Below are 20,040 nucleotides of genomic sequence, written 5' to 3'. Positions count from 1 at the left end.
ATCTATTTATCTACCTATTAAATGGTTTATCTACCTATTGAGTGGTATTCTATCCCAGCTTTTTCCATATCTTCTGGAAGGTAGCAGTTTCTACCATCATATACAACACATTCTGACATCATTTCTTTAAAATCTTCTGGAGTAAGGTCTTTTACCTCTTTCCATTCAGTCATTATGAAACATAATTGAGCATCTTTTAAAGCTTCTTTAGCAGTTTTTGTGTATACTATTTTGTCCCCAAATTTCTTTTTAGCATTTTCAACTCCAACTGGATCAAATGTAAATACATTAGCTCCTCTTTCTAATAAATACTCTATATTAGGTATTGCTGGAGATTCTCTTAAATCATCTGTTCCTGGTTTGAAAGTAAGTCCTAAAACAGCTACGTTCATTCCTTCAAAAGAATCAACTTTTTCTGCAGCAGCTCTCATAAGTTTTAATTTCTGCTGTTCATTTACTTCTATAGCTGCCTTAACAGTTTTTAATTCATATCCATTCTGAGCAGATAACCAGTGAAGTGCTTTTGTATCTTTAGGGAAACAAGAACCACCATATCCTATACCAGCTCTTAAGAATTTGCTACCTATTCTATCATCGTAGCTCATTCCTTTTGCTACGTCTTCTACATTTGCTCCAACTATCTCACATAAATTTGCTATATCATTCATATAAGATATTTTTAAAGCTAAGAAGTCGTTTGAAGCGTATTTTATCATTTCTGCACTATTTCTATTAGTAAGAACCATAGGTATATCGAAAGGCTTGTAAATTTCCTGCATTATATTTGAGGCCCATTCACTTTCTGTCCCTATAACTATTCTAGCTGCATGAAGTGTATCTCTAACAGCTGTTCCCTGTGCTAAGAATTCTGGATTAGAAGCTAATTCTATATGTATACCTTCTTTTAAATTCTTTCTTATATACTGCTCTATTTTTTCATTAGTACCTATTGGAACTGTTGATTTTATAACTATTAAAGTATCTTTTTCTATAGACTGAGCTATCTGAGTAGCAACGCTTTTTATATAATCTAAGTTAGCTGACCCATCGCTTCTTTCTGGAGTACCAACAGCTATAAATATAACATCTGAAGATTTATACGCAGTTTCGTAGTCTGTAGTGTAATCAAGTCTACCTTCTGCATAATTTTTTTTCATTAACTCCTCAAGGCCTTCTTCATATATAGGTGAAATACCTTTTTTCATAGTTTCTACTTTTTTTTCATCTATATCAACACAAGTTACATTGTGTCCTTTTTCAGATAAGCATACTCCTGTTACCAGGCCGACATACCCTGTTCCTGCTACTGAAATTTTCATCGTGTATACCTCCATACTTAATACCGTAAATACACATCGGTAATTTTTATTACATTCTTCTCATCAATGCATTAAAAGCATAACAACAAAAAACGTAACAACTTTTAAATAATCCTAAATGCTCTACATTTCTGTAAATGTTCCAAGTTCTCTTTAATGCCTTAAACTTGTTGCTAGATATAGAGTTTGAAACTTTTCTATATTCTACTAGCTGTTCATTTAATCCATAAGCATAGTCAATCTTTTTAAGAATCTGAAGCCAAGTAGCTGTATCCTGACCCCTTCTAAGTAATGGCATTCTAAAATCTCCTACTATATTTCTGTCTATAACAACTGTTGAACAACCTATAACAGTATTTTTTAGAAGTCCATCATAATTTATCTTTTCAACTGTATTAGCTATCTTATCTGTAACTGTACCATCTTCTAATACATATCTATATGCTGTAAATGTAAAAGCATAATTATTTTTTTTCATAAAAGCTAACTGTTTCTCTAACTTTTCTGGCTTCCATACGTCGTCACTATCAACAAAGGCAACATACTGACCTTTTGCCATTTCAATCCCCGCATTTCTTGAAACAGCTGCACCAGAGTTTTCCTTATTTTTTATATATTTTACTCTGCTATCTTTTTTAACATATTCATCTATTATCGCTGCAGAATTATCTGATGAACAATCGTCTACTAAAATAAGCTCCCAATTATCATAAGTCTGAGCTATAACAGAATCTATAGTTTCATTTATAAATCTTTCTGCATTATAAACAGGAGTAACTATCGAAACTAAACCTTCTTGCATTTTTTTCTCCTTTCACAAGATCTACCAAGAGATATACTGCTCATAGCCGTAACTATCAATACTATGGCCAAATTGGTAGCTATATCTGTAAACATACTTTCTGCAAAAGCATATATCTGAATAGCTATTATAAAGATAATATCTCTTTTTCTATTCTCTGAACAAAGCTTGTATATTGTATAAGAGTACAAGCCGATAAATATTACAAAACCAAATATACCAAAAGTATACATAAGTGTTAAGTATCCGCTATCAAAAGGTAGCTTTGGAACAAATAAATATTCCTTAACATCTGATGGATGCCCAAATAGAGTCAATCCATTTACAGGATGAGTAAGGTATCTATTCCAATAAAGTGGTCTACTAGATAACACATCATTTAAAAAGCTATTTTCTTTAAATACAAAAGCTATTACTAGACTAAGTAAAGATATTAAAATCGGAATAGATGTTATAGATATTTTCATAAATTTATTATCTATTCTTAAAAATTTAACAAATGGAATTATAGCTGTTACAGCTACAACAGTTATAAGACCAGTTCTTGTATTAGTCTGTTTATACATTAATAATGCAAAGAATAGCAGTATAACTATGTCTATAAGCTCTAAATCATCAAATTTGCAGTAAAGATAAGATATCCAAATCGTAAACATCGCTATAAATGCACTGTTTGGATTCCCATAACCGAAGTCATTTCTCCCTTTTACAAATTCAGTTTCTCTAAGCCCTGTTATGTTCATAGTCATATAAATAGCAAAAAAAATAACATTACTTACCATATAAACTTTTATAACATAAAACATATCACAATCAATAAATGCTAGTGATAAGAAATACACATAAAGAAGATTTGGATTCTTTATTATCAGCATTTGAACTGCAAACAATCCAAATATAATGTAGTGTATAGGTTTATACTTGCTTATAGAATCTAAAATAAGGATTCCAGCAAGAACACCAGTCATAACCATACTTCCCTTGTATACTAGATAATGTAGAGACATAGTCTGATACCTAGCAACTATAAAAAATATAAGCATGGCTAAAAGTCTACTTCTCAATTTTTCACTAAGAAATTGACCTTTTAAAAACTCTAATTTATTAAATCTATTATTAATAGAAATATCCATGATTCACCTTCTTTTCATTTTGAAAAATACCTAAATAAATTTCATAAAATATTTTTCATAAAATCAAAGTAATTCAATAATAATATTATTGAATTACCTTGCTCCATGTCCTGTCAGTACAACTCCGACAGTTTTAAATATAATTTTCATATCAAGTAAGAACGATCTATTCTTTATATAGTATAAGTCGTCCTCTAATTTTTCTGCTGGAGTAGCTTCATATCCTCCATTTACCTGTGCCCATCCAGTAAGCCCTGGTTTTACAGATAATCTGTTAATAAATCCAGGTATTTCTTCATCAAACTGAACAGTAAACATAGGTCTTTCTGGTCTAGGGCCTATTATACCCATATCACCTCTTAAGATATTAAAAAGCTGTGGTATCTCATCTATTCTTGTTTTTCTTATAAATTTACCTACTTTTGTAATTCTAGGGTCGTCTTTTTCTGCCCACTGAGCACCAAATTTTTCGGCATCAGTTCTCATAGATCTTAATTTATATAAATAAAAACATTTACCACCTTTTCCAACACGTTCTTGTTTATACACAGCCGGTCCATTATCCTCTATCTTTATTAAAACTCCAAATATAACCATTAAAGGTATTCCTATTATAAGCGCTATAAGGCATAGGACTATATCCATTATCCTCTGATAGGCATTGAATAAGCTTCCACCTTTCACTATATCATAGTCTATAGAGTTTATATGTTCCTCTGTTAGCTGCTCTGGTCTTTTCGCACTATTAGACATATCTACCTCCATAAATAAAGTTCATTAATTATCAATTATTATTCAGTCTTATTTTTATATTATACTCAAAAAATCATATATTATCAATAGCTACACTTCACTATGACAATATATGATTTCCCTACCAATTGAACTTAAAACTTACTACACAAGTTGATCCTTTTTTCTAAGAGCTCTAAATAGAAGAACAAATGAAGTAATCACTAGTGCAACTCCAAAAGCATTTCTAACTCTATCAGGATTTAAAAGTTTTGCTCTCTCTAAAACAAATCCGACAGATGTAAGTTTTTTTATTCCATATTCATTTATAAATTTTTCTTGGTCCTCCTCAAGAAAATTCTCATTACAGAATATAATAGGAATATTTTTGTCTGCTGAAACATTTGCCACTGATAAAGAGTTTACAAATTCACCTATCTGAAGTCTTTCTCCGTATAAGTATGTTCCTCCCTTTACTATAAATGCCTCATCAGTATTGTCTAAGTCATAGAACTTTTTAATAATCTTTCTATTTAAGTCGTAAGAATCCGTACCACTAATTCTCTCTGGGTTTGGAACTAGCTTTTCGACAGTACTAGAAAGTTTGTTATTATCTCCTATTATATAAGTCTTTTTAATACCTTTTTCCTTTAAAAAATCTACTGTATCATATAAAGATGATTCATTTAAAGTTATTACAGGTATATTCTCCCTCGACGCTGCTATTGCCATAGAAACCCCTTCAGCATAGCCAAATTCTTCACCTACAGCAAGTGCTACAGTATCGTATTTTTTCACTTTATAAAGAGCCTCTGCAAATCTAAGAGATATGTCTGATTTTTTGCTTTCAGTTACTCTTACAGTATTTGCACCTGTTCTTTGAATTGCTCTTTCAACAGATTTTGAAATGCTCCTTATTCCTCCAACGACATAAACCTTTTTAACACCTAACTCTTTTATCCTAGACCAAACTTCTGGACTTATCTCTTCTTGAGTTGTAAAGAATATAGGTATATTTTTTTCATTTGCATAGGAAACTGCTGTTATTGCTGTACTTATAGAATTAGTATTCATAAGGACAGCCTCGTCAGCCTTCTCCCAGCCTAATTCATTAGCAAGGACAGATGTCTCATATCTGTCCTTACCAAAAATTGAATTTATATCGTATGTCTGATTAAATTTCTTATCTAAAATTTTTCCACTTCCTACATATCCCCGCACTGCTATAACAACTGCTGTTAATGTAATTAAATTTCGTTTTATTTTTTTGTTTAACTTCATTTTCTTCCCCTTACACTTAATCGGCAATTCAAATAACAGCACAACTATACATAGTGGCAAATATTAATTATTATTTTATAGTTTCTGTTATACCAGCACCTATCTGTGTTCCTAACTGATTTATCTTAGAATCACTGTTAAGTTTTTTCATGTCATTTGCATTATCTATAAATGCACATTCTATTAACATTGCTGGATATTTATTCTGTCTTAAAACTGCATAATAATCAGTTCCACTGCTATTTGCTTTTACCTTTATTCCTCTATTGTAGAATCCAAAAGTATTAACTATTCTTCTTAATACATTTGATGCGGCAGTCTTTGTTAATCCACCATTCTTATCCTTTACATTATAATACACTTCTGTCCCATTTGCACTACCATTATATGAGTTATAGTGTATACTAGTAAATAATTCTGGTCTTACTTTATTAGAAATAGCAGCTCTAGTTGCTAAAGATATGTATTCATCTTTGCTTCTAGTTAATACTACATTTATACCCTGTTTTCTTAAATATGCACTTGTTGCAAGTGTTGTATCAAGTGTGTAGTCTTTTTCTCTTCTTCCGTTTGAAGTTGCTCCTGAATCTGAACCACCATGACCTGCATCAAGTACAACAGTATTATCTTTATAAGAGTTGTTGTTTGTATTACTGTTATTATTGTTGTTATTTGATGTATCCTCATTAGTATTTGTATTTGAATTATGTTTAGACACAGAGTTTGATATTGAAGTTATAACTTTAGAAGATATACCTCCACCTATCTGATAAACTTTTTCTGCTTTATATGTATTTAAGTTTTCTGAGTGTCTAGCTGATACATAACTTGTAGGGTTTATAAGTATAGGTGATTTTTTCTTAGCAGCTAAAGGTCCACAAGTAAGAGCATCTATAAGCTCGTCTGATTTAGCTACAAATAAAGAATTTATATTTTTATTTGTGTAGAATCTTTTTATAACAGCTGCATTTGTTTCGTGTCTGTCTGATCCAGAAACTCTGTTTTTAGTTACATCTGCACTAACTATTCCATCTATTTTATTTGATACATTGTTTGATAAAACAGTTGTACCACCTATTAAATATGCATCAGTTAGGTTTTCTGATTTTAACCAGTTGTAAACTGATGAATTTATCGCATTCTGTTCTGTAAGTATTATAGGCTGTTTGTCTTCCCCAGCTTTTGCAGCTATTGTAAGAGCATCTATTTCCCCACTTGAGCCATTAGCTATATATGCTTTTGTAACATCGTGGTCTTTATCTATAGCTTTTGCTACATTTAAAGATAATTCAAAGTTGTTAGATCCACTTATACGAGAAATCTTAGCCCCTGTCTTACTTAAAGCTGAAACTGCTTTAGATGAAACATCGCTTGTATTTCCTACTATTATTATGTTTTTAGCTTTTAATCTTTTTATTTCGTTTATTATATTAGCTGGAACAACATCTTTACTTGATAAAAGTATAGGTGCGTTGTATGTAGTAGCTAAAGGTGTAGCTATTGTACCTGCTATACCAGCATTTCTATTAACTATTACAACTGTATTCGCACTTGTCCAACCTTCCTGGCTAACTTTTACAGCTGTTCCGTATCTATTATCTCCTATCATCTTTTTAACAGGAACTGCACTTCTTGCTAAAGTTCTCTGTATTACATTAGAAGCAGTATCTCCGTTAGCTATAGCTTCCTGAACTTCAGCCTCATCTATAACAACTTCCTGAGTTATATTACAAGAATCTAAGTCAAGTCCCATACCTTCAAGGTCTTTTCTATTTAATGTATATGGATTCGATGATTTAACTTCTATATTCTGTAATTCCCATACATTTAAATATTCTGGTTCCTGGTCTATTTTTATAGTACCTTCGTAAATATCTTTATCAGAATTGTATTTAAGTTCTGCACTTAGCGGCATATCGTAACATTTAAAGTTTAAAACTATCTTGTCCGCATTTAATTTTTCTTTGAACTTAACTGAAACAGAAGATTCTGTCCCAAATACTACACTCTGTTTTTCTATATTTACACTAACTTCTGAACCCTGTGCACTACTCTGAGCAAATGCTGCAGTAGGTGCTAACATTGTTGATGCCATTACTATTGCTGTTGTCGCTTTAAATCTCTTATTCATAAATTCCTCCTTCAATTTAACTAATTTAAATATAATTTAAATCGTAGTCTCTCTCACTACTACATAACTCTCAAAACCGACCAAAACAAATAATTATTTTAATTTTTACAAATAATCATTATCATTTAATAAATATTATGTAAATCTCATAACATTATGTAAATCATTATATCACAAAAAGTTACAAACTGTAACCTTTTTGATTCAATAAATGATATTCTTGATAAAATTTTTCAAAATTCTTGTTTCATTTTTCAACAAACTTTAAAATTTAATCATTAGTTCAATAAAAAGTAATTCTTAATCCTAAATTCTTCGTCCTAAAAAAAGTAACTCCTTATTCTATAACTTTTTGTTTTCTTCATACAAAAAAGCGCCTAAATTTAATTAGACGCTTCTTCCTCTTCTGCTTCAATTTCATATCTATTTTCTTCAGTTTTTGGATTTATAAAGTCAGAAAAGATTCCTTTAGCTCCTAGCTTTTCAAGTTCCTTAACCTTTTCTGTATCATTATACGTATTTACGTAAACATAAACCCCTCTCTGTTTAAGCTCATTTATAAACTTAGAATTTAGCTTACTTCTATCTACAACAACTGCTTTTACACCATTTTCATAAGCAAAATCTATAATCTCCTTAGAGTTTAACTCGTCCTGTTTGTAAAGACTGTATATTATAGATTTAAAATCGTAAACATCCATAACATCATTCAACATATCCTCTTCATAAATCTGAGGAATCATTCTATCAAGTAGCTTAGGATCTATACTCTTCGCTGTTTTTACACACTTCTGGTAAATTCTCTTACACCGCTCACCTTCTGCTTTTGCATCTAAAACAAAAGTAATATCTTTATATTTCTGCATAAGCTTACATGCATCCTCAAAAGACAATGTATGATACATACCATTTACTAAAGTATCTTCAAACTGGCTCTTTGTCGGTCTATTTTCATTCCAAGCAGACGGAAGCCCTAGCTTTTTAAGCCCTTCTGGATTCCAAGAATGAAGTAAGATTGGCTCTTCCTCTACACTGAATGTAATATCAATCTCAAACATTCTATATCCCATTTTATAATTTGTCTTAAATGCTTCAAGACTGTTTGTATAAGCTCTACGGTCTATACCACCCATAGCATGGGCTATGTATTTTGTCTTATCAATCCAATCGTAATTGAATCTTTCTTTAAAACTATCTATAAACACTCTATTATTTGATAGCTCTAAAATATTTACATACATACAATCTTTTATAAACTCCATTGGAACATATAACTTTCCTTCTATAAGCTCTACTCTTCCATCCATTTTAGTCTCTTCTTTGGATTTTCTATTGTAGACTATATTAGAGCCTTTCTTTAAATCATAAGTAGTTCCCTGATAATTTAAAACTATCTTTCCAAAATTTTCCTCTGTATAGCTATATTTTACATTTAGTGCCTTAGCTATATCATCAAAAGGCAAGAATACTATATCGTTTCTAAGTTTGTATGGACTCTTTGGCTCAAACTTCTTGTTGTTGACATATAGCTCCTGAGCTATTTTTGTATTCTTATACTCCTTAATTCTTTTTGACTCCTTGTGCTGCATAATACCTAAATAAACAGCAAAGCAAAGAATCAAAATAACAATAACACTCGCAATTTTATAAACAACCTTCAATGAATTAAATTTCTTAATCAAAGTATTTATTCTGTTAATACTAAACACCTTCTTTCTAATAAAATTTTATTTATTAAATCTCAACATTTTCTTCAAATACACTTTTTGCTCTTTATTGTTTTTAAATAAGATTATATTCATTTTAAATAAGTTTATATCTAGATAAAATTTTAATACAATTTAATCTAGTCAAAAGCAATAACATCTATATTATACTTTATTCTGTAAAAATTTTCCCCTAATTTCAATAGATTTTAGATAAAATTTTTTACAGAAACAAAAGAGACTGCTGTAGAAAAACTACAACAGTCTCTTTTTCCCACTATCTACAAGAGATATCTAAAAATAATGTATATTCATTTTCGGTGTGTCTGTTTGAGGGAACAGAGCCGAAAATATGAATAATCTATAAATAATTCCTTATATAAATATTATACTATAAATAACACTATTTGCAAGAAAATTATTAATATTTCAAAATAATTTCATATATAAGAAATAATAAAAAAAATAAGGCAGGAAATCCCCTGTGGAATGAGGGATTCCTGCCAAACAAAAGAATGTTTGTGAAAGTTATTCAATAATCTCTCGACTATTAAATAAGAAAAAAGATGTGTTTAGAGAAAAAAAGAAAAACGATTTGCTACTCAAAAAGGAAAACGGTAGCTTATTATAACGAAACTGAGGAAAAATGGAGAAAAATAAATAAGAAAAATTATCAGTAGTAATGCCAGGAGCGTATCCCCGACATTACATTTCCCAATCTATTTTAAATCCAAACCCAGTATTTTTTATCTGCCACACAGTCCCCACTATGTGGCAGTAATTTACATCTTTTACTCAATACTAACTTTCTAAAAAATCTTCTAAAATCTAATCTCACTAACTAACGTGATTGAGTATGAATATATTTTATCTTTATTTAATTTCTATTTTAGTTATACTTTATAATTTTGAAGTGTTTGTACTTTATCATATAATTTAACAAATCTCTTTTTTATTTACTTTATACTTTTAAAATGTTGCTAAAATTTGAGCTTTTAATACCCTTTGTTTTGAACTTTATTACATAATATTCTAGTTGTAGAATATCCTAATCATAGATTAAGATTTGACTATCTACTAGTTAAGACCTAAGTTATTTGCTATTGTTTTTACAACATTTAGGCTTACACCATGACCTACCTGGTATAATGCGTTTGCCTGTTTAGCATTTAATTCTAATGCATTTATCTGTGATTTAGCTAATTTATTTGTAGCTAATACTATAGGTGAGTTATTTAATGCAGCTAAGTTAGATACTGTTAATGCATCAACTAGTTCCATTTTATTTCTCTGTCCATCTTTAGCTACTAATACATCAGTATCCTTACCAAATGCACCTTTGTAGTATATGTTTATAACTTTTGCATTAGTTTCCTGTCTGTTTTCACCAGCTACTCTAGAAACAGATCCATTTGTTCCTACAGCTTCTTTTATGTTGTTGTATTCTGATTTACTAACAACTGCTTCTCCACCTACTATAGTTATAGCCTTGTTGTTGAAGCTACTTAATGCATCGTCTGATAAACCATTTTTATTAGATACTATTATAGGAGTTATTTTGTTTCCACTAGCTGATATTTTTGAACTAGATGCAACTGAAGCTATAGACATGGCATCTGCTTCACCTTCTGCACCTACTACGAATGCACTAGTAGTATTTCCTTTTTCTTCTATAACTTTTTTAGCTACTTTCATTGAAGTATCTTCTCTGTTTTTACCATTAAATCTATCAACAGTGAATCCGTAAGATTTTAATTCTCTTTCTAATTCTTTTGATATAACAGCTGTACCACCTACAAGGTGTATTTTTATACCACTTAAATCGCCAACTGTAGCTTCTCCAGATAATTTTTTAAGATAATCTGCAGTTGCTTTTGGTATTCTATTGCTTTCTGTTAATAACATCGGAGCATTTAAGCTTGCTGCTAATGGTGATGCTGATAATCCATCTACTAATGAATTTCCGTTTACCATTACTACATCGCCTTTTCCATCTGCGAATGGGTTATTTTCATTTGCATATTTTTCAGCTACTTTTACAGCTGTTTCGTATCTATTTTCACCTGCAAGTATGTCTACTTTTGGATTCTGAGTTAATAACCAGTTTAATAGTATTGTAGTGTCTTTTTTGTCACCTTTTACAACATAGTTAGTAACATTAGAGTTTGCATCTGTTAAAGCTATATTGAATCCGTATGTACCATCACTTGATTTTGGTAGGTTGTAGTTTAATGTAGATATGTTTACACTATTTGTACCTATTGTTGAGAATACAACAGAACCTTTTTTAGCTGGTGCACTTTTAGCTTCTGGGGCAGTTGTTTCTTTAGTCTGTGGCTGTGATCCAGTATTTACACTTGAACCCTGATTCTGTGTATTTACATTTGAACCCTGATTCTGTGAAGTAGTTACTTTTGGATCCTGAGCCTGTGAACCACTTGCTTTTTCATTTGTTTTTTCAGTTTTCTCAGAAGATTCTGGTGTTACTTGAGAAGCTCCTGATTTCTGTTCTGGTGTCTGTTTAGCACCATTTTTATTAGGAGCTACTGGTGCTTCCTCAGTACGAGCTATCTTAGAAGTTGCAACTGTTGGATTAGCTGATTCTTCTATTTTAGTTAATAAATCGTGTCCTTCTGTTGTTAACATTACCCCATTGAATAAATCAGATGTTTTAAATGTGTTAGGAGCTGTACCAGTTATATTTATAGTTTCATATAATGAATCTGCTACAGGCTGATAATCTGTTATTGCATTTACTGATTTTTTAGGGAATCCGTGGAAATCACTTGGATTTGCAGGATTAGCACTATTTATTTCAGTTGCATTTCCTGAGTTATTTAAGTACTGAGTGAAATCTAATACTTTATCTCCTGGTTTTATAACTATTTTACCGCTTGCAACTCCGCTTTTTTCCTGTAGATTTATAGTTACTGACTGATTAGGTACTACAGTTACAGCATTGCTATCTGCTAATATTTTTTTGTTGTTAGTTGCAGTAGGTATATTTTCTATAGTTTTCACTAAATTACTAGTATCTGCCATATCTTCTTTAGAATAATTTGTTTTTAATTCAGTTGCGAATATCTGTTCATTGTCTCCGCTACCTTCTGTAACGAATCCTCTTGACCATATTTCTACTGTTGTTCCAGGAGCTAAGTTTCCTAAAGCTGTCTGTAAAGCTTCCTGAAGTGCCATTCCACCTTCTTTTGTAGCTTTTGATATATCATTATTTACTACACCGTTTATTTTTACATAATAAACTGACTGTCCTGAGACATTACCAACACCGTCTATTGTGTTTCTTTTTTCGTTGTCAGAGAATTTTTTTGATTCTAATATGTCTCTAACCTTTCCTATTAATAAACCTAGCTGGTTAGCTGACTCTTCCGAAGTAGTCGCTGCCATTACTGGTGCAACAGTTGTTGCTAGCATAGCTCCAGCCATTACTACTGATAATTTTTTCTTATTCATTATCATTACCTCCATTTTCGTCTTTTAAATTTGTTACATCTCTTCTCATTTCAATTCTCCATCTACACGAGTGCAGATGTTAATTTCTTCCACACCACAGAGTTTATATCAATTGAGAAATAATAACAAGAGGTTTTACTTGTATTATTAAAAGGTTTATCTATTAACACTTATTAAAATAATAAATATTTTATTTTTATTTTTAAAATATCGCGATTTTTTAAAGTAATTATTATCATTTATATTCACATTTTATTCATAATTGAATTTCACTTAGAAAACCATATCAATGGCTCAAATACAGATAAGTAATGATTATTTATTTTTATATAATCATAATAATAAATTATTTTTATCTGATTTTCATTTAATAAATTCATGATAAATTCTTTAGACTAGTTTATTTGCTAAATCTTTTTAAACTTATTGTTTTTAGATTTACGATTAATTATTTTAATGGTAATTTTTAAGGCAAATTTTTGTACAAAAAAAGAGAGAGCCTTACCTGTTACTATATTAGGGTTATCTCTCTCTTATACACGGTAGATTTTCAAACAAAAAAATGCCTCGATTGCTCGAGACATTCTTTTGATAAGTGTTTTAATACTAGTGTTATGGTTTAGTTATAGTTTTTTAATTCATCATAAAAAAATACTCTATCATAGGATAGAGTATTTTCAACTGGCTGGGGATATAGGATTCGAACCTATGCATACAGGAGTCAGAGTCATGTGCCTTACCGCTTGGCGAATCCCCAATATTCTTTTCTCTTAGGAAGCTCTCTCCCTTCGACAAGATATATAATACTACATATTTAAAACTTATGCAATACTTTTTTTCAATTTTTTTCATTTTTTTTGACTTTTTTTGATTATTTGGCTGATGTAAAAAATATATTCTCCAAAATTAAAAACATATTCTCCAAAACAAGTAAAAATTAGAATAAAAAAATAGGATCGCCAAAAACTGACAACCCTATATACTAGCAACAGTATCTACTCTTAACTCTATTTAATTTCTTTTACTTAACTTTTATACTTATCTTATTTAACTCTGATAAAAATTCTCTTTCCATACATAAATAACGTAACTGAAAACCAAAGTAAAATATAAACCACTATAAACGCCACTGTCCTACTTCCCTGGCCAAACACCTCTGACAATAAATCAACTATTATCCACTTATCAAGAGGAATCTTAGTCGCAAGTGAAACAGAATAAATATTGGCTTTAAATAAAGTGTTGATTAAAATTTCATTTACTACAACTAAAAAAATTGGACTCGCTCCAAAAACAACTAGTGGAGACGAAATTAAATTCAATTCTTTTATCCTCATACTATCAAAAGTTAATAACATACCTGATAGTACAATTAAAAATCCTCCAGTCACTAACATAACAAATGATGGAGAGTAAATATTTACATTATAAGGGCATTTTCTTTCTAAAATAAGCGAAATTATAATAAGAGCCATTCCTACAATCAAAAATCTTATGCTCTTATCCTTGCTACTGCTCTTTCTATCACATATAAAACATCCACCTGAAGTTGCAATCAGTCCCGCAAATATAGCAGACATTGTAGAAATAATTCCATATCTTTCAAATCCAGCAAAATGACCTGCAAGTACCTTTGAATCGACAAAATACGCTAAACAAGTTTTCATATTGTAGCCATACTTAGATGAAAACGCAAAATATCCTATCGTTCCAACTGTACCTATAATAACTAAAATAATTCCTATAACATTTTGCTTAAACTTAAATCTTTTAAAAACAATATAAATAAGAGAAACAACTAAATAAACAATGCCTATAAACTGTAAAACACCCATAATTCTAAAATTGGCAGAAAAACCACTTCCAACAAGATTTATAAGTATTCCAAGTAAAAATATAACAGCCCCTATCTCTGCTTTTTTAATTGCAATCTGTTTAAAATCCAATTTATTCTTTAAATCGAACTCAACCTCTGTTGGAATCATAAAACAAAATGCCAGAATAAGTATTGGAACCCCTAAATCCCCAAAGCTAATTCCATTCCAACTAGATAACTTTAAAAACTTCGGAATCTCATCAGAAATGCCTATCCCAGATGAAAAAATAACTGCAATTAACGCAATTCCGATAATCATATCAACAGATCTATATCTCTTTTTTATATAATCAAAGCTACTCTTATAACTTACTTTGTTTTTATTTTCGTTTTTATTTTCTAAAGAATCTCTTTTTTCTTTATGATAGATATTCTCTTTAGATTTATTAGTTTCTTTATGTTCTTTATGATTAATTTCTTTATTGTTTATACCTTCTACTTTGTTAGTACTTTCTTTTTTCTTAGTACTTTCTTCATTATTGACATATTCTTTATAATTAATATTTTCTTTGTGATTAATACCTTCTTTATGATTATTCATTTGATTTTTAGAATTATCCGATTGAGAAGGTTTCTTCTTCTTTATAACTTTTTTCTTTGAATCTTCTTGAGGCTCTGGCGCAACATTTGGCTCTTCCTCTTCAACCGAAATATCGTACCCATCGTATACTGGAATATTCTCATCCTCTTGTATGTACATCTCCACTATCTCGGCTATCTCCTCCAAAGAAATTGTCTCCTCTATACCGCGTTTCTTATCATCTTTTTCCACTGCGTACACCTCTAACCGATTCTAATCACCCGATTATTTTTTCTTTTTCTTCTTTTTCTTAGTTTGCATAGGAGGAACCTTTGCCCCTTTGTTGTCGTACATGCCTGATTTTGTATTCTTCCCTTTTCTGAATGCTTTAAATCCATACGCAACAAACAGCCCGACACCTACACCTAAAACTATTTCACTAAACTTTACCTTTGGAGCAGGTTTGACTCCTGGTTCCGCAAATATATTTGTAACAGTAGTTAGCATAAATACACTTGCTAATGCTGCTATTCTTTTTATTTTTTTCATGATTGTTTCTTTTTTCCTTTCTTTAATACTTCTCTTATTTCTATTATATAAGAAAAAGTTGTATATAAAAACAGTTATTGTCGATTATTTATGTTTTTTGATAAAGTATGTCGAAAAAATGTTGAAATTTTATTATTTAGGCTGATTTTTAAGGCGACTTTTTTTATTTTTCTTTCATTATAAAAATATTGGTATTGTTTTTTTGACAAAAAAACATTTGTTCTCCTTGATATTACTTTTTTTGAAGGTGTTTTTAGGTTAAAAGTTTTGTTTTTTCCTACATTTATATATGTTTTTTTAGTGATGTGGGTTTATTTAGTGTTTGGGTGAGGTGGGGCGGGCGTTTCGTACAATAAAACTGTGGAAGAATAAAGAATTGCGTCGAAAGAGCAAGAGAATAGAGAAAAAAAGAGATGTAACGAATAAAAAAGGAAAACGGAGGTAAAAAGATAATGAATAAGAAAAGATTATCAGTAGTAATGGCAGGAGCAATGCTAGCAAGTAGTGTAGCACCAGTTCTTGCAGCAGAAGTGACTAAGGAAGAAAAAAGTGCAAACGAATTAGGTTTATTACAGAAAGAATTAAGAGAATTACTACCTACAAAAGTATTCTCAGAAGGTGATGCTTTAGAAGGACAGTCAGTATATGCAATATATGTAAATGGAAAAGATACTGGGCTATCTTTAACATCACAGCAGTCTCAGTGGCAGAGAGTATTCAACTCTTTAGATACTGGAGATGTTGTAGAAGTTTACTCTAAAGGTTTTAAAGAAGAAAATGGTAAAGTATTATCTAAAGAATATAAAGAAGCTGTATATGGAAAATATGAAACAGCTAAACAGCTAAAAGACTTAAAAGATGCCATAAACGCTTTAACTACTCCATCAAGTGGAAAATTATCTGGTTTATTAAATCAGAATGCTGCTACTTTTGATGAAAACTCTCAGAGAGTAGTTGTAACTTTTAAAGAAGATATCGGACACTTAGGTGCTTCAAATAATTCTATAGTTATAGGATTAGGTGATGATTTAATAAATCCAGAACAGTATAAAAACGAAGCTGGAAAAGCTGTAAATGTATCTTCAGCTACAACAGCAAAAGTATTCTACGGATTTGCTAAGGCAGCTCCAATAGTAGCAGCTGGTGCTCAGGATATACCAGGTTCAGCAATAAGACATATAACAATAACTCCTGGTGGATATGATTTATCAGTAACAGATTTATATGATGGATTAATGTTAACAACAGAAGGACATGACTTCTTTACATTATTAAATGAATCTATAGCTGCTGGAAGAACTGTAACAGTTAAAGGTAATGATGGAACTCCTGCAACTACTATAACTAATGAATCAACAGCAAAAACTGCAATAAAATTAGTTAATGGCAAAGCTAGATTCTCTGTAACAATAAGTGCAGTTTCTGGTGGTGTTGCTGCAGAAACTTATACTATAACTGGTACAAATGAAAAATACGCTGAAAGATTAGCTCAGTGGATAGCTGAAAACTTACCAAGAGTAGATATAATAGCTGGTGACAATAGATATGAAACAGCTGTAACAGTAGCTAGATCATATGCTGGTTTAACTGGTGAAAATGTTTCTAATGCATTTGATGGTGCAGAAGGGCAGAAAGTAAATGTTGTGCTAGTAAATGGAGAATCTTTAGTAGATGGTTTAGCAGCAGCTCCTTTAGCAGCTAAATTAGGAAGAACTGATTATAAAGCTCCAATACTATTAACAGAATCTAATAAATTACCAAAAGAAACTAAAGCATACTTAAAAGAAGTAATAGCAAATGTTAAAGTTGGTAAATTAAATGAAGTAACTGCTAACTTAGTTGGTGGAAAAACTGTTCTTAATAAAGAATTAGAAAACGAATTAAGAGACTTAGGATTCAACGTAGTAAGATATGGTGGAGATAACAGAGAAGAAACTTCTTTAGAAGTAGCTAAAGCTGTAAATCCTAACTTTAATAAAGCTTTCGTTGTAGGTGGAGAAGGTGAAGCTGATGCTATGTCAATAGCAGCAATAGCAGCACAGCAGAAAGCACCAATACTTGTTGGTAAAAAAGGTGGAGTGTCTCAGGATCTTACTTATGCATTAAGAGGTAAAAATGTTGATGTAACAGTAGTAGGTGGAGAAGGTGTAGTAACTAAAGCTGACTTCAAAGCATTAAAATCTGAAGCTAAATCTGTTATAAGAGTTTATGGTTCAAATAGACAGGTAACAAATGCAGAAATAATCAAAAAATACTATAAAGGGTCATTTGCAACAAACAAAAATGTTATAGTTGTTAAAGATGGTCAGAGAAATAAAGCTGAATTAATAGATGCATTAGCTGCATCAAATATGGCTGTAGAAAAAAATGCTCCAATAGTATTAGCAACAAGCAAAATATCTAAAGCTCAGGAAGATGCATTAGAATTAAATGGTGTAGGAGCTAAAACTTTATATCAGGTAGGACATGGTGTAGCTAGAGATGTAGTTAAAACTATAGCTGAAAACCTAGGATTAGCTGATAGATAGTTATAACTTAATAATAAATTTTACATCAATAAAGGCGAGGAATTTTTCCTCGTCTTTTTTCTTTTACATATAAAATAACTAATCGTATTCCTTTTAATATTACTAAATAAAAAAGACAAAAATAGACTTGCTTAGTAAGTCTATTTTTGCCTCAATAAATTCAAAAAACATATGTTCTGTAAAATATTTATACTATTTAAATATCAAAATTGAGAGCTTTACCTACTCTACTTTTTCCTCATATATAATTTTATCCTATATATCCAGGCTCTAAAACTAATCTAATTGGCTTCTGAGAAATTTTCTTCAAAATTTTCATATCACAAAGATTATTTGCATATCTTCTAGCTTTTGTATCTCCACAATTAGCTAAACTTTCAATATCTTTAAGTTCAATATAATCATTATTCCCAAAAAGATACATCTGAACAGCTGAATAAACAATATTAAACATTTTTTCGTCAACTGTTACTCTTTCATCTGCTTTAATAAAATTATATGCTGCTTCAAGAAGAATAGTCTTATTATATAAATTATCAAAAATCTCAGATTGACCTATATTGATAAGTTCCAAGAATGAATCTATAAAGAAGTTCATTTCACCTTGCATTGCAAGGCTATTAGTATTTTCAAATGCTTTAAGATATAAATTTCTTTTCTTATTTACACCTTGAGACAACGAACAAGATGTTAACCAAGAATAATCTTCTTGTAGAATCAAACTTGAAATAAATCTCGCTGTTCTTCCATTTCCATCATAAAAAGGATGAATATACCCAAAATAATAATGGAATATTGCATTTTTTATTAGATTACACTCTTGAGTATTTATGAAATCAATTAATTTTGATAAAAGCTCTTTTATAATTGGCTCTGAGTTATCAGAATTAGACACACCATCATGTATAGTTCCCTTTTTACCTTGAATGTATACGACTCCTTTTCTAAAAAGTTCTCCATCTGGAAGGTTCTCTTTTGTAACTCCCTCTGCGGTTATACTATCATAAATTTTTCTAATATCTCTAATATCTTTTATTTTTTTAGCTGAATCATTATTTATAGAGTTATCATTTATATTTTTAATAGCTGTATATGATTTTACAATACTTAAAAATTTTAAATTATTATTTTTATTTTTTATCTTATTTTTTATAACTTCTTTTGTTGTATAAACTATATCCTCTCTCCTACTTTCAACACCTTCTATATTATTAGTATTTTGAATTTCGGAACTCACAATATCTATGTAAAAACTTTCTTTAGCTATATTAGGCAATTTTTCATAAAGTTTTGCTATTTTCTTATCATATAAATTAATCTTTTTAATAAGATTAATTGTTTCTAATGTCGGAACGTAATATAATTCGTATTTATTCTTTTGTTTTTCTGGTTTTATGCTTAGACCTATTTTTAAAGTCGAATCATAGTTTTTTCTTTCTTCAAGTTTTTCTGCTCTCTGATCCATAGTTCCTAAATTGTAGAATAATTTATTCATGTATATCATAGAATCACCCCTATTTATCTAATATTTGTGACTTAACATTAATTATATCATAAATATTTATATTTTTAAGCTATAGATAAACAAAATTGTACTCTATTCGTTAAATTTATCAATTTTTAACGAATATAAGTATAATAAATCTATTATTTTATTATTTTACGTTAGAAATAAATAATAAAGAATTTACTTATAAGGGATATAAATTTTTTGAGGGATAATTGTGAAGGGAAAAGTACAAAATATTATGCATATGCTTCATATGATAAAACTAATTTAAAAAGATTCTATCAAGAAGGAATTAATAAGGATAAAATAGTATCTCAGATACCGATAAGTAAAGAATGTTTAAAAGATAATATAGAATAAATTACAAAAACACCGAAATTGTTATTGATTTCGGTGTTTTTTTGTTTTGTTTAGTATTTGGGTGGGTGGTGGTCGCGCGTTTCGTACAATAAAACTGTGGAAGAATAAAGAATTGCGTCGAA

Annotated in this window: 13 protein-coding genes and 1 tRNA gene; 2 read left to right on the top strand and 12 right to left on the bottom strand. The window is 30.1% G+C overall.

Going from position 1 to position 20,040, the window contains the following annotated elements; genetic code table 11:
• Positions 1-26 precede the first annotated feature (26 nt).
• The 11 genes from ACK2WO_RS04910 to ACK2WO_RS04860 form a co-directional block, all read right to left on the bottom strand.
• Positions 27-1,319 carry a UDP-glucose dehydrogenase family protein gene (locus ACK2WO_RS04910; protein WP_414698575.1) on the bottom strand — a complete coding sequence of 431 codons (1,293 nt, stop codon included), beginning with the start codon at positions 1,317-1,319 and terminating at the stop codon, positions 27-29.
• Between the two features lie 49 nt (positions 1,320-1,368).
• The gene (locus tag ACK2WO_RS04905; RefSeq protein WP_414698574.1) at positions 1,369-2,121 is read right to left on the bottom strand and encodes a glycosyltransferase family 2 protein; all 753 of its coding nucleotides are present in this window, start codon (positions 2,119-2,121) and stop codon (positions 1,369-1,371) included.
• Positions 2,106-3,254, bottom strand: coding sequence for a hypothetical protein (locus ACK2WO_RS04900; RefSeq protein ID WP_414698573.1), 1,149 nt, complete (start codon positions 3,252-3,254; stop codon positions 2,106-2,108). Before ACK2WO_RS04900 ends, ACK2WO_RS04905 begins: the two co-directional genes overlap by 16 nt.
• A gap of 93 nt (positions 3,255-3,347) precedes the next feature.
• A complete protein-coding gene (locus tag ACK2WO_RS04895; protein WP_178412220.1) occupies positions 3,348-4,007 on the bottom strand; it encodes an exopolysaccharide biosynthesis polyprenyl glycosylphosphotransferase in 660 nt (219 codons plus the stop codon).
• A gap of 144 nt (positions 4,008-4,151) precedes the next feature.
• Complete coding sequence (locus ACK2WO_RS04890; protein ID WP_414698572.1) at positions 4,152-5,267, bottom strand: cell wall-binding repeat-containing protein; 1,116 nt, start codon at positions 5,265-5,267, stop codon at positions 4,152-4,154.
• A gap of 70 nt (positions 5,268-5,337) precedes the next feature.
• Positions 5,338-7,398: an N-acetylmuramoyl-L-alanine amidase gene (locus ACK2WO_RS04885; RefSeq protein WP_414698571.1), complete on the bottom strand. Its 2,061-nt coding sequence runs from the start codon at positions 7,396-7,398 to the stop codon at positions 5,338-5,340.
• 383 nt (positions 7,399-7,781) lie between these two features.
• Positions 7,782-9,080: a stalk domain-containing protein gene (locus ACK2WO_RS04880; protein ID WP_414698570.1), complete on the bottom strand. Its 1,299-nt coding sequence runs from the start codon at positions 9,078-9,080 to the stop codon at positions 7,782-7,784.
• Positions 9,081-10,181: 1,101 nt separating this feature from the next.
• Positions 10,182-12,575 (bottom strand): cell wall-binding repeat-containing protein, encoded by a 2,394-nt coding sequence (locus ACK2WO_RS04875; protein ID WP_414698569.1) that lies wholly within the window; start codon positions 12,573-12,575, stop codon positions 10,182-10,184.
• A 682-nt stretch (positions 12,576-13,257) separates the two neighbouring features.
• Positions 13,258-13,332 (bottom strand) — tRNA-Gln (locus tag ACK2WO_RS04870).
• Positions 13,333-13,618: 286 nt separating this feature from the next.
• Entirely contained in the window at positions 13,619-15,223 is a 1,605-nt protein-coding gene (locus ACK2WO_RS04865; protein WP_414698568.1) for a hypothetical protein, read from the bottom strand.
• A 33-nt stretch (positions 15,224-15,256) separates the two neighbouring features.
• Complete coding sequence (locus ACK2WO_RS04860) at positions 15,257-15,520, bottom strand: hypothetical protein (RefSeq protein ID WP_414698567.1); 264 nt, start codon at positions 15,518-15,520, stop codon at positions 15,257-15,259.
• Positions 15,521-15,972: 452 nt separating this feature from the next.
• Here ACK2WO_RS04860 and ACK2WO_RS04855 point away from each other — a divergent pair, with 452 nt between their 5' ends.
• The gene (locus ACK2WO_RS04855) at positions 15,973-18,048 is read left to right on the top strand and encodes a cell wall-binding repeat-containing protein (protein ID WP_414698566.1); all 2,076 of its coding nucleotides are present in this window, start codon (positions 15,973-15,975) and stop codon (positions 18,046-18,048) included.
• Positions 18,049-18,298: 250 nt separating this feature from the next.
• Here the strand turns inward: ACK2WO_RS04855 and ACK2WO_RS04850 are convergent, their stop codons facing one another.
• Positions 18,299-19,552, bottom strand: coding sequence for a Fic family protein (locus ACK2WO_RS04850; RefSeq protein ID WP_414698565.1), 1,254 nt, complete (start codon positions 19,550-19,552; stop codon positions 18,299-18,301).
• A 207-nt stretch (positions 19,553-19,759) separates the two neighbouring features.
• Here ACK2WO_RS04850 and ACK2WO_RS04845 point away from each other — a divergent pair, with 207 nt between their 5' ends.
• Entirely contained in the window at positions 19,760-19,918 is a 159-nt protein-coding gene (locus ACK2WO_RS04845) for a hypothetical protein (RefSeq protein ID WP_414698564.1), read from the top strand.
• Positions 19,919-20,040 lie beyond the last annotated feature (122 nt).

Source organism: Peptacetobacter sp. AB845, assembly GCF_047528295.1.
Taxonomy (GTDB): domain Bacteria; phylum Bacillota; class Clostridia; order Peptostreptococcales; family Peptostreptococcaceae; genus Peptacetobacter.
The sequence above is the reverse complement of the archived record's forward strand: the minus strand, read 5'-3'. Positions and strand labels throughout refer to the sequence as shown.

What these genes read in the sequence shown, in the direction of transcription:
- ACK2WO_RS04910 (WP_414698575.1), bottom strand. Translation starts at nt 1,319, where the DNA reads ATGAAAATTTCAGTAGCAGGAACAGGGTATGTCGGCCTGGTAACAGGA.
- ACK2WO_RS04905 (WP_414698574.1), bottom strand. Translation starts at nt 2,121, where the DNA reads ATGCAAGAAGGTTTAGTTTCGATAGTTACTCCTGTTTATAATGCAGAA.
- ACK2WO_RS04900 (WP_414698573.1), bottom strand. Translation starts at nt 3,254, where the DNA reads ATGGATATTTCTATTAATAATAGATTTAATAAATTAGAGTTTTTAAAA.
- ACK2WO_RS04895 (WP_178412220.1), bottom strand. Translation starts at nt 4,007, where the DNA reads ATGTCTAATAGTGCGAAAAGACCAGAGCAGCTAACAGAGGAACATATA.
- ACK2WO_RS04890 (WP_414698572.1), bottom strand. Translation starts at nt 5,267, where the DNA reads ATGAAGTTAAACAAAAAAATAAAACGAAATTTAATTACATTAACAGCA.
- ACK2WO_RS04885 (WP_414698571.1), bottom strand. Translation starts at nt 7,398, where the DNA reads ATGAATAAGAGATTTAAAGCGACAACAGCAATAGTAATGGCATCAACA.
- ACK2WO_RS04875 (WP_414698569.1), bottom strand. Translation starts at nt 12,575, where the DNA reads ATGAATAAGAAAAAATTATCAGTAGTAATGGCTGGAGCTATGCTAGCA.
- ACK2WO_RS04860 (WP_414698567.1), bottom strand. Translation starts at nt 15,520, where the DNA reads ATGAAAAAAATAAAAAGAATAGCAGCATTAGCAAGTGTATTTATGCTA.
- ACK2WO_RS04855 (WP_414698566.1), top strand. Translation starts at nt 15,973, where the DNA reads ATGAATAAGAAAAGATTATCAGTAGTAATGGCAGGAGCAATGCTAGCA.
- ACK2WO_RS04850 (WP_414698565.1), bottom strand. Translation starts at nt 19,552, where the DNA reads ATGATATACATGAATAAATTATTCTACAATTTAGGAACTATGGATCAG.